This is a genomic window from Pseudomonas paraeruginosa (genome assembly GCF_003025345.2).
Taxonomy (GTDB): domain Bacteria; phylum Pseudomonadota; class Gammaproteobacteria; order Pseudomonadales; family Pseudomonadaceae; genus Pseudomonas; species Pseudomonas paraeruginosa.
Genome location: NZ_CP020560.1, coordinates 5,062,965 through 5,077,313, shown reverse-complemented (window position 1 = coordinate 5,077,313; position 14,349 = coordinate 5,062,965). Strand labels below are relative to the sequence as shown.

Annotated in this window: 13 protein-coding genes and 1 pseudogene; 9 read left to right on the top strand and 5 right to left on the bottom strand. The window is 67.7% G+C overall.

Features of this window, described 5'->3' with window-relative positions; all coding sequences use genetic code 11:
* Positions 1–36: 36 nt before the first annotated feature.
* The 6 genes from hemA (at position 37) to pagL (ending at position 5,431) form a co-directional block, all read left to right on the top strand.
* Complete coding sequence (gene hemA, locus B7D75_RS24020; RefSeq protein ID WP_012077387.1) at positions 37–1,305, top strand: glutamyl-tRNA reductase; 1,269 nt, start codon at positions 37–39, stop codon at positions 1,303–1,305.
* A gap of 17 nt (positions 1,306–1,322) precedes the next feature.
* Complete coding sequence (gene prfA, locus B7D75_RS24015; RefSeq protein ID WP_003151675.1) at positions 1,323–2,405, top strand: peptide chain release factor 1; 1,083 nt, start codon at positions 1,323–1,325, stop codon at positions 2,403–2,405.
* A 1-nt stretch (position 2,406) separates the two neighbouring features.
* Positions 2,407–3,237: a peptide chain release factor N(5)-glutamine methyltransferase gene (gene prmC, locus B7D75_RS24010; protein ID WP_012077386.1), complete on the top strand. Its 831-nt coding sequence runs from the start codon at positions 2,407–2,409 to the stop codon at positions 3,235–3,237.
* Positions 3,231–3,989, top strand: coding sequence for a molybdopterin-synthase adenylyltransferase MoeB (locus B7D75_RS24005; protein ID WP_041025524.1), 759 nt, complete (start codon positions 3,231–3,233; stop codon positions 3,987–3,989). Before prmC ends, B7D75_RS24005 begins: the two co-directional genes overlap by 7 nt.
* On the top strand, positions 3,979–4,776 hold the full coding sequence (murI, locus tag B7D75_RS24000; protein WP_003151673.1) for a glutamate racemase: 798 nt from the start codon (positions 3,979–3,981) through the stop codon (positions 4,774–4,776). The genes B7D75_RS24005 and murI overlap by 11 nt, the downstream gene beginning before the upstream one ends.
* 133 nt (positions 4,777–4,909) lie before the next feature.
* Positions 4,910–5,431: a lipid A 3-O-deacylase gene (pagL, locus tag B7D75_RS23995; RefSeq protein ID WP_003151671.1), complete on the top strand. Its 522-nt coding sequence runs from the start codon at positions 4,910–4,912 to the stop codon at positions 5,429–5,431.
* A gap of 151 nt (positions 5,432–5,582) precedes the next feature.
* Here the strand turns inward: pagL and phrB are convergent, their stop codons facing one another.
* From phrB to B7D75_RS23975, 4 genes are all read right to left on the bottom strand, one after another.
* Positions 5,583–7,031, bottom strand: a complete 1,449-nt coding sequence (gene phrB / locus B7D75_RS23990) for a deoxyribodipyrimidine photo-lyase (protein ID WP_079381900.1) — start codon at positions 7,029–7,031, stop codon at positions 5,583–5,585.
* On the bottom strand, positions 7,028–7,927 hold the full coding sequence (locus tag B7D75_RS23985) for a MerR family transcriptional regulator (protein ID WP_107114488.1): 900 nt from the start codon (positions 7,925–7,927) through the stop codon (positions 7,028–7,030). The genes phrB and B7D75_RS23985 overlap by 4 nt, the downstream gene beginning before the upstream one ends.
* Before the next feature lie 9 nt (positions 7,928–7,936).
* A complete protein-coding gene (locus B7D75_RS23980; RefSeq protein WP_003149918.1) occupies positions 7,937–8,893 on the bottom strand; it encodes a DUF523 and DUF1722 domain-containing protein in 957 nt (318 codons plus the stop codon).
* 151 nt (positions 8,894–9,044) lie between these two features.
* Positions 9,045–10,028: an NAD(P)/FAD-dependent oxidoreductase gene (locus B7D75_RS23975; protein ID WP_012077381.1), complete on the bottom strand. Its 984-nt coding sequence runs from the start codon at positions 10,026–10,028 to the stop codon at positions 9,045–9,047.
* Positions 10,029–10,435: 407 nt separating this feature from the next.
* Between B7D75_RS23975 and B7D75_RS23970 the strand changes: the two genes are divergently transcribed.
* The 3 genes from B7D75_RS23970 (at position 10,436) to B7D75_RS23960 (ending at position 14,021) form a co-directional block, all read left to right on the top strand.
* Positions 10,436–11,353 carry a TIGR01777 family oxidoreductase gene (locus B7D75_RS23970; RefSeq protein WP_058174626.1) on the top strand — a complete coding sequence of 306 codons (918 nt, stop codon included), beginning with the start codon at positions 10,436–10,438 and terminating at the stop codon, positions 11,351–11,353.
* A complete protein-coding gene (hemH, locus tag B7D75_RS23965; RefSeq protein ID WP_043102640.1) occupies positions 11,350–12,372 on the top strand; it encodes a ferrochelatase in 1,023 nt (340 codons plus the stop codon). Before B7D75_RS23970 ends, hemH begins: the two co-directional genes overlap by 4 nt.
* Before the next feature lie 275 nt (positions 12,373–12,647).
* Complete coding sequence (locus B7D75_RS23960) at positions 12,648–14,021, top strand: spinster family MFS transporter (protein ID WP_034000369.1); 1,374 nt, start codon at positions 12,648–12,650, stop codon at positions 14,019–14,021.
* Between the two features lie 4 nt (positions 14,022–14,025).
* Here the strand turns inward: B7D75_RS23960 and B7D75_RS23955 are convergent.
* Positions 14,026–14,262, bottom strand: a pseudogene (locus tag B7D75_RS23955) (spore coat protein U domain-containing protein); the annotation flags it as partial.
* Positions 14,263–14,349: the final 87 nt, after the last annotated feature.

Below are 14,349 nucleotides of genomic sequence, written 5' to 3'. Positions count from 1 at the left end.
AATTGCGCGTTTCCCCGATTAGCTCAGCGATCCTGCATGGCCTTCATTGCCCTCGGCATCAATCACAAGACCGCCTCCGTGGCTGTCCGCGAGCGCGTGGCTTTCACTCCGGAGCAGATGGTCGAGGCGCTGCAGCAGCTCTGCCGCCTGACCACCAGCCGCGAGGCGGCCATCCTGTCGACCTGCAACCGGAGCGAACTCTACCTGGAGATCGACCACCCGACCGCGGACGACGTGCTCGCCTGGCTGGCGGACTACCACCGGCTGACCCTCGACGAGCTGCGCGCCTGCGCCTACGTGCACCAGGACGAGGACGCGGTGCGCCACATGATGCGCGTGGCCTCCGGACTCGACTCGATGGTCCTCGGCGAGCCGCAGATCCTCGGCCAGATGAAGTCGGCCTATGCCGTGGCGCGCGAGGCCGGCACCGTCGGCCCGCTGCTCGGCCGCCTGTTCCAGGCCACCTTCAGCACGGCGAAGACCGTCCGCACCGACACCGCCATCGGCGAGAACCCGGTGTCCGTGGCGTTCGCCGCAGTGAGCCTGGCCAAGCAGATCTTCAGCGACCTGCACCGCAGCCAGGCGCTGCTGATCGGCGCTGGCGAAACCATCACCCTGGTCGCCCGCCACCTGTTCGAGCAGGGCGTGAAGCGCATCGTGGTGGCCAACCGTACCCTGGAGCGCGCCAGCCTGCTGGCCGAGCAGTTCGGCGCCCACGCCGTGCTGCTCTCGGAGATCCCCGAGGAACTGGCCAACAGCGACATCGTCATCAGTTCCACCGCCAGCCAGTTGCCGATCCTCGGCAAGGGTGCGGTGGAGCGCGCGCTGAAGCAGCGCAAGCACAAGCCGATGTTCATGGTCGACATCGCCGTGCCGCGCGACATCGAACCGGAAGTCGGCGAGCTGGACGACGTCTACCTCTATAGCGTCGACGACCTCCACGAAGTGGTCGCGGAGAACCTCAAGAGCCGCCAGGGCGCCGCCCAGGCCGCCGAGGAACTGGTCGGCAGCGGCGTCACCGAGTTCATGCAGCGCCTGCGCGAGCTGGCTGCGGTGGATGTGCTGCGCGCCTACCGGCAGCAGGCCGAGCGCCTGCGCGACGACGAACTGGGCAAGGCCCAGCGGCAACTGGCCAACGGCGCCGACCCGGCCGAGGTGCTGGCCCAGCTGGCTCGCGGCCTGACCAACAAACTGCTGCACGCGCCCAGCGTGCAGATGAAGAAAATGTCCGCCGAGGGCCGCATCGATGCGCTGGCCCTGGCCCAGGAGCTGTTCGCCCTCGACGAGGGCGCGCCGCGCCACTGACCGGTACCTATGCCTGCATGAAAGCTTCTCTGCTGAAAAAGCTGGATGTCCTCAGCGATCGCTACGAAGAATTGACGGCGCTGCTCGGCGACGCCGAAGTGATCAGCGACCAGACCCGCTTCCGCGCCTATTCCCGCGAGTACGCCGAGGTCGAGCCGGTGATCCTGGCGTTCCGCGACTACCGCAAGGTGCAGGCCGACCTCGAGGGCGCCCAGGCGCTGCTCAAGGACAGCGATCCGGAGCTGCGCGATCTCGCCGAGGAGGAGGTCGCCGAGGCGCGCGAGCGCCTGGCCGCCCTGGGCGACAGCCTGCAGCGCATGCTGCTGCCCAAGGACCCCAACGACGGCCGCAACGTGTTCCTGGAAATCCGCGCCGGCACCGGTGGCGACGAGGCGGCGATCTTCTCCGGCGACCTGTTCCGCATGTATTCGCGCTACGCCGAGCGCCAGGGCTGGCGGGTCGAGACGCTGTCGGAGAACGAGGGCGAGCATGGCGGTTATAAAGAGGTGATCGCCCGGGTCGAGGGCGAAAACGTCTACGCCAAGCTCAAGTTCGAGTCCGGCGCGCACCGTGTGCAGCGGGTCCCGGAAACCGAATCCCAGGGCCGCATCCACACCTCCGCCTGCACCGTCGCGGTGCTGCCGGAGCCGGACGAGCAGGCGGCGATCGAGATCAATCCGGCCGACCTGCGGGTGGACACCTACCGTTCCTCCGGCGCCGGCGGCCAGCACGTCAACAAGACCGATTCGGCGGTGCGCATCACCCACCTGCCCAGCGGCATCGTGGTGGAATGCCAGGAAGAGCGCTCGCAGCACAAGAACCGTGCCAAGGCCATGGCCTGGCTGGCGGCCAAGCTCAACGACCAGCAGCAGGCCGCGGCGCAGCAGGCGATCGCCAGCACGCGCAAGCTGCTGGTGGGTTCCGGCGACCGTTCCGAACGCATCCGTACCTACAACTTCCCGCAAGGGCGGGTCACCGACCACCGCATCAACCTCACCCTGTATTCCCTAGGCGAGGTGATGGAAGGCGCGGTGGAACAGGTGATCGAGCCGCTGCTGCAGGAATACCAGGCCGATCAGCTGGCCGCCTTGGGCGACTGACATGACCACCATCTGCACCCTTCTGAAGGATTCCCAACTGCCCGATTCACCCAGCGCCCGGCTCGACACCGAACTGCTGCTGGCGGCGGCGATGGGCAAGCCGCGCAGCTTCCTGCGTACCTGGCCGGAGCGTATCGTGCCGCGCGAGGCCAACGAACTGTTCGACGACTGGATCGCCCGTCGCCGCAACGGCGAGCCGGTGGCCTACATCCTTGGCCACCAGGGCTTCTGGAGCCTGGACCTGGAGGTTGCGCCGCATACCCTGATCCCGCGCCCGGACACCGAGTTGCTGGTGGAAACCGCGCTGGCGACCCTCGCGGCGGACAGCGCCACCGTCCTCGACCTGGGCACCGGCACCGGCGCCATCGCCCTGGCCCTGGCCAGCGAGCGGCCGCTATGGACAGTGACTGCGGTGGACCGTGTGGAGGAGGCCGTGGCGCTGGCCGAGCGCAATCGCCAGCGGTTGCTGCTGGAGAACGTCGAGGTGTGCCACAGCCACTGGTTTTCCGCACTCGACGGGCGTCGTTTCCGGATGATCGTCGGCAATCCGCCGTACATTCCCGCCAGCGACCCGCACCTGAGCGAGGGCGACGTGCGCTTCGAGCCGAAGAGCGCGCTGGTCGCCGGCAACGACGGGCTCGACGATATCCGCCAGATCGTCGAGCAGGCGCCAAGGTACCTGCTGGCCGAAGGCTGGCTGCTGCTCGAACACGGCTATGATCAGGGAGCCGCGGTACGCGACCTGCTCGGCGCCCGCGGTTTCGCCGGAGTGCGCACGCTGCGCGACCTCGGCGGCAACGAGCGGATCACTCTCGGACAATGGACATGCTGAGCGACGAGGAACTGCTGCGCTACAGCCGTCAAATCCTGCTGGCGCAGGTCGACGTCGAGGGCCAGCTGCGCCTGAAGCGCAGCCGCGCGCTGATCGTCGGCCTCGGCGGCCTGGGCTCGCCGGTGGCGCTGTACCTGGCCGCGGCCGGGGTCGGCGAACTGCACCTGGCGGATTTCGACAGCGTCGACCTGACCAACCTGCAACGCCAGGTGATCCACGACGGCGCCAGTGTTGGAGTCGCCAAGGTGGATTCGGCGATCCGGCGGCTGCAGGCTTTGAATCCGCACATCCGCCTGGTTCCCCATGGCGCCGCGCTGGACGAGGACTCCCTCGATGCAGCCGTGGCGGCGGTCGACCTGGTGCTCGACTGCACCGACAACTTCGCCACCCGCGAGGCGGTCAACGCCGCCTGCGTGCGCGCCGGCAAGCCGCTGGTCAGCGGCGCGGCGATCCGCCTCGAAGGCCAGCTTTCGGTATTCGATACCCGCTGCGATGAAAGCCCCTGCTACCACTGCCTCTACGGCCACGGCAGCGAGGCCGAGCTGACCTGTAGCGAAGCCGGGGTGATCGGCCCGCTGGTGGGACTGGTGGGCAGCCTGCAGGCGCTGGAGGCGCTGAAACTGCTGGCTGGCTTCGGCGAACCGATGATCGGCCGGCTGCTGCTGGTGGACGCCCTGGGTACGCGCTTCCGCGAACTGCGGGTACGTCGCGATCCGTCCTGCGCGGTCTGCGGGCAACGTCATGGCGGCTGAGTCGGCGCCGGTCGGGGTGTTCGACTCCGGCGTCGGCGGGCTCAGCGTGCTGCGCGAGATCCGCGCGCGGTTGCCGGCCGAATCCCTGCTTTACGTTGCCGACAACGCCCACGTGCCTTATGGCGAGAAGAGTGCGGAGTACATCCGCGAGCGCTGCGAGCGGATCGGCGATTTCCTTCTGGAGCGGGGCGCCAAGGCCCTGGTGCTGGCCTGCAACACAGCGACGGCTGCGGCTGCGGCGGAGTTGCGCGAACGCTATCCGCAGGTGCCGTTGGTGGCCATGGAGCCGGCGGTCAAGCCAGCGGCGGCGGCTACCCGCAATGGCCGGGTTGGCGTGCTGGCCACCACCGGCACCCTGAAGAGCGCGCGCTTCGCCGCCTTGCTCGATCGTTTCGCCAGCGACGTGCAGGTCTTCACCCAGCCCTGCCCGGGGCTGGTCGAGCGTATCGAGGCCGGCGATCTCCACGGGGCGAGGACCCGGGCGCTGCTGGAGCGCCTGCTGGGTCCCATTCTCGAACAGGGCTGCGATACGCTGATCCTCGGTTGCACTCACTATCCCTTCGTCAAACCCTTGCTGGCCGAGCTGATCCCGGCGGATATCGCGGTGATCGACACGGGAGCGGCTGTCGCCCGGCAGCTCGAGCGCGTATTGTCGACGCGAGCGCTGCTGGCCTCTGGCCAGGCCGCGGCACCGCGTTTCTGGACCAGCGCGTTGCCGGAGGAGATGGAAAGAATCCTGCCGATTCTCTGGGGGAGCCAGGAAAGTGTAGGAAAATTAGACGTTTAGCTGTTACTGGCAGACTTGTCAGCGATTTTTTGAACTAAAGCGTTTGGTCTAGTATCTGCTTTAGTAAGTGCGCTCTTATAATGCGCAGCTTGAATGCGGGGGCTTTCATGCAACTTTCGAAAAGGACGTTTCAATGAAGAAACTACTTCCGCTGGCCGTTCTGGCCGCACTTTCCTCCGTCCACGTGGCGTCGGCCCAGGCGGCTGACGTCTCGGCCGCCGTCGGTGCGACCGGCCAGTCGGGCATGACCTATCGCCTGGGCCTGAGCTGGGATTGGGACAAGAGCTGGTGGCAGAGTTCCACCGGCCGCCTGACCGGCTACTGGGATGCGGGCTACACCTACTGGGAAGGTGGCGACGAAGGCGCCGGCAAGCATTCGCTGTCGTTCGCCCCGGTGTTTGTCTACGAGTTCGCCGGCGATTCGATCAAGCCGTTCATCGAAGCCGGTATCGGCGTGGCGGCGTTCTCCGGCACCCGGGTCGGCGACCGGGACCTGGGCTCCTCGTTCAACTTCGAAGACCGCATCGGTGCCGGCCTGAAGTTCGCCAACGGCCAGTCGGTCGGCGTACGCGCGATCCACTATTCCAACGCCGGCCTGAAGCAGCCGAACGATGGTATCGAGTCCTACAGCCTGTTCTACAAGATCCCGATCTAGTCGGTACTTGTCCACAGGTGAAAGAAAGCCGGGTCCATCCCGGCTTTTTCATGCCTGCGACATGGGGGCGGGCGGTTGGCCTGGCGGATGATCGCTTGCGACCCGCCGCCGCCGTTTGGCCATGGCCGTGGGGCGATGGCGGTTGACTTCCCTAAGGCTGCCTGCCGCCTGGCGACAGGTCGCGGAAGGCCGCCAGCGCCCGTTCACGGCTGGCCTTCAGGTCGACCATCGGTTGCGGATAGTCCACGCCGGCGAACAGTCCCAGGCGAGACGGATCATGGATTGCCTTGCGCTCCAGGCCGGCCAGTTCCGGCAGCCAGTGGCGAATGAATTCGCCGCGCGGGTCGAAGCGTTCGGACTGCGAGAGCGGGTTGAACAGGCGGAAGTAGGGCACTGCGTCGGTGCCGGTGGAGGCGCTCCACTGCCAGCCGCCGTTGTTCGCCGCGAGGTCGCCGTCGATCAGGTGGCGCATGAACCAGCGCTCGCCTTCGCGCCAGTCGATCAGCAGGTTCTTGCTGAGGAACATCGCCACCACCATCCGCAGGCGGTTGTGCATCCAGCCGGTGGCCAGCAACTGGCGCATCGCCGCGTCGATGATCGGAATGCCGGTGCGTCCCTGTTGCCAGGCCTCCAGTTCCGCTGGCGCCTGGCGCCAGCGCAGGGCTTCGGTCTCTTCGCGGAACGGACGGTGCCGGGAAACGCGCGGGTAGCCGACCAGAATGTGTTTGTAGAACTCGCGCCAGAGCAACTCGTTGATCCAGGTCGCGGCGCCTTGCCGGCCGCCGCTGAACTCACCGCGGTTGGCGACCAGCGCGGCGTCCAGGCATTGTCTGGGTGAGAGTACGCCGGCGGCCAGGTAGGGCGACAACTGGCTGGTGCCGGGGAGCGCCGGGAAGTCGCGCTGTTCATGGTAGTCGTCCAGGTGCTGCTCGGCGAAATCGCGCAGGCGCTGCTGCGCCGCCGTCTCGCCGGCCGGCCAGAGGGCGCGCAGGCCAGCGCCCGGCGCTGCGAAGCCGGGAACGGCATCCGGCAGCGGATCACCGGGCAGCAGGCGGTGCGGTGGCTGCGGTTGCGGCCGCGGCTGGACAGCTGGCAGCGCCTGGTACAGGCGCTCGTGACAGACCCTGCGGAACTGGCTGAACACCTGGAAGTAGCCGCCGCCCCGGGTCAGCACCGAGCCTGGAGCGAAGAACAGCTGGTCGAGGTGTTCGTGGAAGGCCACGCCCTGTTCGCGCAGGTGGCGGGCGACCGCCTGGTCGCGGCGCTGTTCGTTCGCGCCGTATTCCTGGTTGACGTGCACCGCGCCGATCCCCAGCTCGCTGCAGAGCCGGCCGAGGACGGTCGGGGCCTGCCGCCAGTGCTCGCAGTCGCGCACCAGCAGCGGGATGTTCAGTGCGGCGAGCTGGCGTTGCAGTTCACTCAGGTTGCGCAGCCAGAAGTCGACCTTGCAGGGCGCATCGTCGTGTTCCCGCCACTGTGCCGGACTGAGCAGGTAGAGGGCCACGCAGGGGCGCCCGTCGGCGGCGGCGAGAAGGGCGCTGTTGTCGCTTGTGCGCAGGTCGCAGCGGAACCAGACCAGGTTCATGGGTACCTTCCTCATGGTGTCAGCAGGCCCCGTTTAGCCAGCAGCTGCCGGGCCTCCAGCGGCGAGTTCGCCAGCAGCAGGCCGGGCAGGGCAAGGGCCTCCAAGGCGTCGCGCTGGATCTCCACCGCCGGCCCGGCCAGCAGCACCGGGCATTCCACCCCCGCCAGCAGGCGCGGCAGGTGCTCGGGGTTGAGGCGGTGGCTGGCGTACAGCAGTACGCCACGTGCCTCCAGCCGCTCGCAGGCAAGGGCCAGCTCGGCCGGGGGCAGCGGCCAGTCGAAAACCTGCAGAGGCACCTCGCCGCTGCCGAGCAGCCAGCTGCAGAGCCACAGGCTTGGCTCCAGAGACAGCTCCGACTGGTTGATCAGCAGCAATGGCGCGCCTTGTTGCAGCCGCTGTTGGTGATAGAGACGGGCGCCCAGTTTGCTGCGCAGCCACGAAAAGAAGAAGGCGCGCTCCATGCGCGCGCCGAATTGTCCCTGCCAGCGTCGTTCGAGGTGCAGCAGCAAGGGTTGCAGGAGCTTTTCGCAGAGGGTCGCTACCGGATAGAGCGAGGCGGCCTGGTTGAACAGATCGTCGAGACGGCGCTCGGCCAGTGCGGCGATGGCTTCCAGCAACTGTTCGTGCAGGCCTTCCCAGGGGGACTCGACATCCGCCGCCGGCGTTTCCTCCGGCCGCTCCAGCAACGCGCGAACCTGGCTGATGGCGACGCCACGCTCGAGCCAGACCAGTATCCGGCGGATGCGCTCGACCTGCTCCTCGCTGTAGAGCCGGTGGCCCTTGCCGGTGCGTTGCGGCACCACCAGGCCGTAGCGGCGCTCCCAGGCGCGCAGGGTGACCGGGTGAACGCCGGTCAGGCGGGTGACTTCGCGGATCGGCAGGCCGCCGCGTTCGGCGTGGGGTGGGTTCATCAGGGCGTCCTAGAGCGAGTTGCGCAGGCCGAGTTCGGCCGGGTGCGGTTGCAGGTAGGCCTGCTGGGCGATGTACGCCTGCGGGTGGCGGCGGAAGTGGTGCTTCAGCAGGGTCAGCGGTACCACCAGCGGCACGCTGCCGTGTCGGTACTGCTCGATCAGCTCGCGCAGTTCCCGCCTGTCGTCGGCGGCGAGGCTGCGTTTCAGGTAGCCGCTCAGGTGCAGCAACACGTTGCCGTGGCTGCCGCGGGTCGCGCAGCGGCGCAGGCCCTGCATCAGCGCGCCGAAGTAGCGTTTGCCGAGAGCTTCCGGCGGGTGGTGGCCGGCCTCGCCGAGCAGGCGGCCGAGGCTGCGGTAGTGTTCCGGCGAATGCGCCAGCAACTGGTACTTGTAGCGGCTGTGGAAGGCGACGATGGCCGCATGGCTGAGCCCGCGCTGGCGCAGGGCCTGCCAGTGGGCATGGGCGAACACCCGGGTGAGGAAGTTTTCCCGCAGGACCGGATCGTGCAGCCGGCCTTCTTCTTCCACCGGTAGCTCCGGCAAGGCTTCGCAAAGGGCTGCGGCGAAGCGTCCACGGCCTTCGGCGCGCGGCGCGCCGCCTCCTTCCGGGTAGACCTTGACCCGCTGCAGTCCGCAGGATGGCGAACGCTGCATGAAGATGAAGCCGTCCAGCGTGTCCGTCCGTTGCGTCACCCGCCGCGCGTATTCGGCGAGCGCTCCGCCGACCGCCAGGCCGTCGCGGCTCCGCGCCTCGGCGGCTTCCGGAGTGCCTTCCAGGCGAATCGCCGGACGCGGCGTGGCCAGGCCGATGGCCTGTTCCGGGCAGAAGGAGATGAACTCGACGTGCCGCGCCAGTTCCTCGCAAAGCGCGGAACGCTTGTGTCCACCGTTGAAGCGCACCGGCTCGCCGAGCAGGCAGGCGCTGATGCCGAGCCGGGGTGTCAGGGAAAGGTGAGATTCGTGCATCGGTGTCGTCTCCCATTGGGAAAGGTGGCCCGCGCGCCGCTCGACAGCGTGACGGACATACGACACATCCTAGGACTTATCTTGTACAGGTCAATCGTTTTGTACAGGTATATTCGTTCGCATCGGGCCGCCAGGCGACGGCCCGAACCCGTCAGAGATGTTCCAGCAGGCGCCGCGCGGCTTCCTGACCGCTGAGCCAGGCGCCCTCGACGCGACCGCTGGAGCACCAGTCGCCGCAGGCGTAGATGCCCAGGTCGGGATCGCCGAGGGCGCCCCACTGGTGGGCTTCCGCCGGGCGCGCATAGAGCCAGCGGTGGGCGATGCTGAAGGCGGCTTCCGGCACGGCGCAGCCGATCACTTCGGCGAAGGCGCAGCGCAGGTGCTCGACCACGTCTTCCTTGGCCATGTCGATGTGCTGCCGGCTCCATTGGCTGGTGGCGTGCAGCACCCAGGTGTCGAGGGCGGTGTCGCGCCCCGGCTTGCTGCGGTTGCAGGCCAGCCAGGCGATCGGGCTGTCGTGTACGAAGCAGCCCTGCACCGGGGTGTCGAGGACCTCGCGGAAGCCCAGCGCCACCGCCCAGGTCGGCTCCATGACCACGCTCGCGGCGGTGGCCGCCAGCTTCGGCACGCTGGCCAGCAGCGGCGTGGCCTGGGGGGCCGGGAGGGCGATCAGGACCTGGTTGAACGGACCGTGGTTCTGTCCCTCGGCGTCCTGCAGGTGCCAGTGCTGCTTGCCGCGGAAGACCTCGGTGATGCGGCAGGAGAAGACCACCGGCAGATCGGTGAGCAGGGCGCGGGTGATCGCGCTCATCCGTGGGATGCCGACCCAGCGTGGCTGCTCGTCCGGGGACGGGCTCAACTGGCCGTCGCGATATTGGTAGAGCGCGGGTTGCCACTCGTCCACCCAGCCCTCCTCGCGCCAGTGTTGCAAGGCGTCGAGGAAGCGCCGGTCGCGGGCGGTGAAGTATTGCGCGCCGAGGTCCAGCGTGCCGGCCTCGCTGCGCTTGCTGGCCATGCGGCCGCCGCTGCCGTGGCCCTTGTCGAACAGTTGCACGGTCTGGCCGGCGGACCTCAATGCGTGGGCGGCGGAAAGCCCGGCGATGCCAGTACCGATGATGGCGATGGGGACGCTCATGACATGCCTCTCTGGTTGTGTAGCGTCTGGACAGGCGAATCAGGTTTCTTGTACAAACTTTATTTGATGTACAGTATTGCGCGTGCTTCGAGGCGCACCTTGCGTCGCGCCGGTGGCGCGCTTGCGGCGCACGGCTCGCTTCCTGGCCTGTCGAACCTTCAGACGTTCCGTTCGGAAGTATCAACCGAGTTATCTGAAGAATAGACGGCTGGCGCCGTTCATTTAGGCACCAGTGCGATGCAAGCCCTGTTCCTTGGCTGAGTCGAAAACGACGCCAGGGTTCCCCGGCCCGAGCCGACGGATCGTCCAGCCACAGGATAACGCCGGAATGCGGGGCGGATGCAGCGTCATCGGGCAGATCGATGGTCCAGACTGCAAGGGTACGCAGGCAAAACGAGGAGACAGCCATGCACATTCTCTTGACCGGCGGTACCGGCCTGATGGGCCGCCGCCTGTGCGCCCGCTGGCGACAGGCCGGGCACCGGCTGACCGTGTTCAGCCGGCGGCCGCAGCAGGTGGAATCGCTGTGCGGCGCCGGCGTGCGCGGCATCGGTAGTTTCGACGAGTACGGCGAGCAGCCGCTCGATGCGGTGGTTAACCTGGCCGGCGAACCGATCGCGGACAAACCCTGGAGCCACAAGCGCAAGGCGCTGCTGTGGGAAAGCCGGGTACGCCTTACCGAGCGCCTGGTGGATTGGCTGGAAAGCCGCGAGCAGCGCCCGGACCTGCTCTTATCGGGTTCTGCGGTGGGCTGGTATGGCGACAGCGGCGAGCGCCCGGTGATCGAGGAGGGCGCGGCGGCCGGCGAGGACTTCGCCAGCGAGCTGTGCCTCGCCTGGGAGCAGATCGCCGGCGAGGCGGAAAAGCTAGGCATCCGTGTCGTGCTGCTGCGTACCGGCCTGGTGCTGGCGCCCGAGGGCGGCTTCCTCAGGCGCCTGTTGCCGCTCTACCGGCTCGGCCTGGGCGGACCGCTGGGCGACGGCCGGCAATGGATGCCGTGGATCCATATCCAGGATCAAATCGAGCTGATCGATTTTCTTTTGCGGCGGCCCGATGCCAGCGGTCCCTATAATGCGTGCGCCCCCAACCCGGCGCGCAACCGCGATTTCGCCAAGGCCCTGGGCCGGGCGCTGCACAAGCCGGCGCGGATACCGACTCCCGGATTCGTCCTGCGCCTGGGGCTGGGGGAAATGTCCGGATTGCTGCTCGGCGGCCAGCGAGCCTTGCCGCAGCGCTTGCAGGAGGCCGGCTACCGTTTTCAATTCACCGACCTGGACGCGGCGCTGGCCGATGTCCTGGACGACCGACGAAAGGATCAGGCATGACCGAGAACGCCCTGCTGCTGCTCAACCTGGGCTCCCCGGATTCGACCCGGGTGGAGGATGTCCGCCGCTATCTCGACCAGTTCCTCATGGATCCCTACGTGGTCGACCTGCCCTGGCCGCTGCGACGCCTGCTGGTATCGCTGATCCTGGTCAAGCGCCCGGCCGAGTCGGCGCACGCCTACAGCTCGATCTGGTGGGACGAGGGATCGCCGCTGATCGTCCTCAGTCGTCGCCTGCAGGAAGCGATCAAGCCACACTGGCCGCATGGGCCGGTGGAACTGGCGATGCGCTACGGCCAGCCGGCCATCGAGAAGGTCCTGCTCGACCTGGCGCGCCGCGGCATCCGCCGGGTGACCCTGGCGCCGCTGTATCCGCAGTTCGCCGACAGCACCACGACCACCGCCGAACAGGAGGTGCGCCGGGTGATCGCCGCCCATCGCCTGGAGCTGGAGGTCAGCACGCTGCCGCCGTTCTACGACCAGCCGGTGTACCTCGATGCCCTGGTGGAAAGCGTGCGTCCGTACCTGCAGCAGCCCCACGACCATCTGTTGCTGAGCTTCCATGGCCTGCCCGAGCGGCACATCCGCAAGCTGGTGAAGGATCCTGCCCACGACCTGCTGGCCGAGAGCAGTCGCAACGTCAGCCCCGAAGCCCTCGCCCTGTGCTACCGCAGCCAGTGCCTGCGCACCGCCGAGGCCTTCGCCGAGCGTGCCGGCCTGGAGCAGGGGCGCTGGTCGGTGTCGTTCCAGTCGCGCCTGGGGCGCGCCAAGTGGATCGAGCCCTATACCGACGCCAAGCTCGACGAACTGGTGCAGCGTGGGGTGAAGCGTCTGCTGGTGATGTGCCCGGCGTTCGTCGCCGACTGCATCGAGACCCTGGAGGAAATCGGCATGCGTGGCCGCGAGCAGTTCATCAGCGCCGGCGGTGAGGATCTGGTGCTGATTCCCTGCCTCAACGACCACCCCGCCTGGGTCGGCGCCCTGGCCGACATGAGCGGACGCCTGGCCAGGCCGCTGTGAGAAGCTTTCCACGATCCGCTGCGCTTCGCGGTATGACGGCTTTGAAAGCAGGGTTTCAGCCCTGTCCTGCTCCAACTCCAGCTCGCGAGATGATGGACAGGCTCTGAGCGCACGCGGCGGCGAATGACCTGGCGGTCATTCGCCGGAGCCCGCTTCTCGCATTCAGCAGTTCTATAGTCCCTTGCCCTGGGTATAAGCCCGGATGTTGCCGGCTTATCCTGCCTGTCGACCCCTCCCTTCGCATCCGCCGCTTCGGCGGCGTCCAGGAGTTCGGCATGCATAACAACAATAACGGCTATCCCTCCAACCTTGCGGCCTGGACCACGGTGGCGATCCTCATGGTCGCCTATGTGCTGTCCTTCATCGACCGGCAGATCCTCAACCTGCTGGTTGGTCCGATCCGCCGCGACCTGGCCATCAGCGATACGGAAATGAGCCTGCTGATGGGCTTGTCCTTCGCCCTGTTCTACACCCTTTGCGGTATCCCGCTCGGACGCATGGCCGACAACCGCAGCCGGCGCGGCCTGATCCTGTTCGGCGTGCTGGTGTGGAGCGCGATGACCGCGGCCTGCGGCCTGGCGCGCAGCTATTGGCAATTCCTCACCTTCCGGGTCGGCGTCGGGGTTGGCGAGGCGGCGCTGTCGCCGGCGGCCTATTCGCTGATCGCCGACAGCTTCCCGCGCGAGCGTCGGGCGACGGCGATCAGCGTCTACTCGATGGGCATCTACCTGGGGTCGGGGCTGGCCTTCCTGCTCGGCGGGCTGGTGATCAAGTTCGCCTCGGCCCAGGGCGACGTGCACCTGCCGCTGTTCGGCGAAGTGCGCCCGTGGCAACTGATCTTCCTCATCCTCGGCGCCGCCGGCGTGCTCTTCTGCCTGTTGCTGCTGGCGATCCGCGAGCCGGCCCGGCGCGGAGTCGGCGCAGGCGTGGCGGTGCCGCTGGGCGAGGTCGGCGCCTACCTGCGGGCCAACCGCAAGACCGTGCTCTGCCACAACTTCGGTTTCGCCTGCCTGTCCTTCGCCGGCTACGGCAGCGGCGCCTGGGTGCCGACCTTCTTCGTCCGCACCCACGGCTGGGACGCCGGTCATGTCGGGGTGGTCTACGGCAGCATCGTCGCGGTGTTCGGCTGCCTCGGCATCGTCTTCGGCGGACGCCTGGCAGACTACTGGGCGAAGCGCGGGCGCAGCGACGCGAACATGCGTGTCGGGCTGCTCGCCGCCTGGGCGGTGATTCCCTTCACCCTGGTCTATCCGCTGCTGGACAACGCCAATTGGGCGGCGGCGCTGATGGCGCCGACGGTGTTCTTCCTGAGCATGCCGTTCGGCGTGGCCCCGGCGGCGATCCAGGAGATCATGCCCAACGCGATGCGCGGCCAGGCCTCGGCGATCTACTTGTTCGTGGTCACCCTGTTCGGTCTCGGCGTGGGGCCGACGGCGGTGGCGCTGGTCACCGATTTCGTCTTCGCCGACGACATGGCGCTGCGCTACTCGCTGCTGCTGGTGACCCTGGCCGCGGTGCTTGGCGCAGTGGTCCTGCTGGGGATCGGCCTCAAGCCCTATCGCGCCAGCCTGGAGCACCTGAAGGACTGGAGCCTGCGGCGGGAAGGCGAGGGCGGCGAGGATTGGAAGGCTTCCCGGCAGCCGGCCTGACCCAGTAGGTGAGGATGACCCGCACGGTATCGCTGTAGATGCCGGCGGGCACGTTCTGCGCGGCACCGCTGCCGGTGCCGGGCTGGGTGCTGGTGGTGGTCCAGACCGTCGCGTCGCCGAGCTTGTAGAGGTTGTACTGGATCGCGTTGGCGCCCCTGAGCATGCGCCGCCAGCCGCCGCTGAAGCTGCTGCCGTTGTCGAAGCCGATGGTATAGGTGGCGTTGAGCGTGCAGCGGACCCCGTTGTCCGGCAGATGCCGGGGGCAGGTAGTAGTAGGCGATCGACTAAAAATAACGAGGCGGGTGGAAACGGACGGAACAGCGAAGTG

What these genes read in the sequence shown, in the direction of transcription:
- prmC (WP_012077386.1), top strand. Translation starts at nt 2,407, where the DNA reads ATGACCACCATCTGCACCCTTCTGAAGGATTCCCAACTGCCCGATTCA.
- B7D75_RS23985 (WP_107114488.1), bottom strand. Translation starts at nt 7,927, where the DNA reads ATGAACCCACCCCACGCCGAACGCGGCGGCCTGCCGATCCGCGAAGTC.
- hemA (WP_012077387.1), top strand. Translation starts at nt 37, where the DNA reads ATGGCCTTCATTGCCCTCGGCATCAATCACAAGACCGCCTCCGTGGCT.
- B7D75_RS23975 (WP_012077381.1), bottom strand. Translation starts at nt 10,028, where the DNA reads ATGAGCGTCCCCATCGCCATCATCGGTACTGGCATCGCCGGGCTTTCC.
- B7D75_RS23980 (WP_003149918.1), bottom strand. Translation starts at nt 8,893, where the DNA reads ATGCACGAATCTCACCTTTCCCTGACACCCCGGCTCGGCATCAGCGCC.
- B7D75_RS24005 (WP_041025524.1), top strand. Translation starts at nt 3,231, where the DNA reads ATGCTGAGCGACGAGGAACTGCTGCGCTACAGCCGTCAAATCCTGCTG.
- prfA (WP_003151675.1), top strand. Translation starts at nt 1,323, where the DNA reads ATGAAAGCTTCTCTGCTGAAAAAGCTGGATGTCCTCAGCGATCGCTAC.
- pagL (WP_003151671.1), top strand. Translation starts at nt 4,910, where the DNA reads ATGAAGAAACTACTTCCGCTGGCCGTTCTGGCCGCACTTTCCTCCGTC.
- murI (WP_003151673.1), top strand. Translation starts at nt 3,979, where the DNA reads ATGGCGGCTGAGTCGGCGCCGGTCGGGGTGTTCGACTCCGGCGTCGGC.
- B7D75_RS23960 (WP_034000369.1), top strand. Translation starts at nt 12,648, where the DNA reads ATGCATAACAACAATAACGGCTATCCCTCCAACCTTGCGGCCTGGACC.
- phrB (WP_079381900.1), bottom strand. Translation starts at nt 7,031, where the DNA reads ATGAGGAAGGTACCCATGAACCTGGTCTGGTTCCGCTGCGACCTGCGC.
- hemH (WP_043102640.1), top strand. Translation starts at nt 11,350, where the DNA reads ATGACCGAGAACGCCCTGCTGCTGCTCAACCTGGGCTCCCCGGATTCG.
- B7D75_RS23970 (WP_058174626.1), top strand. Translation starts at nt 10,436, where the DNA reads ATGCACATTCTCTTGACCGGCGGTACCGGCCTGATGGGCCGCCGCCTG.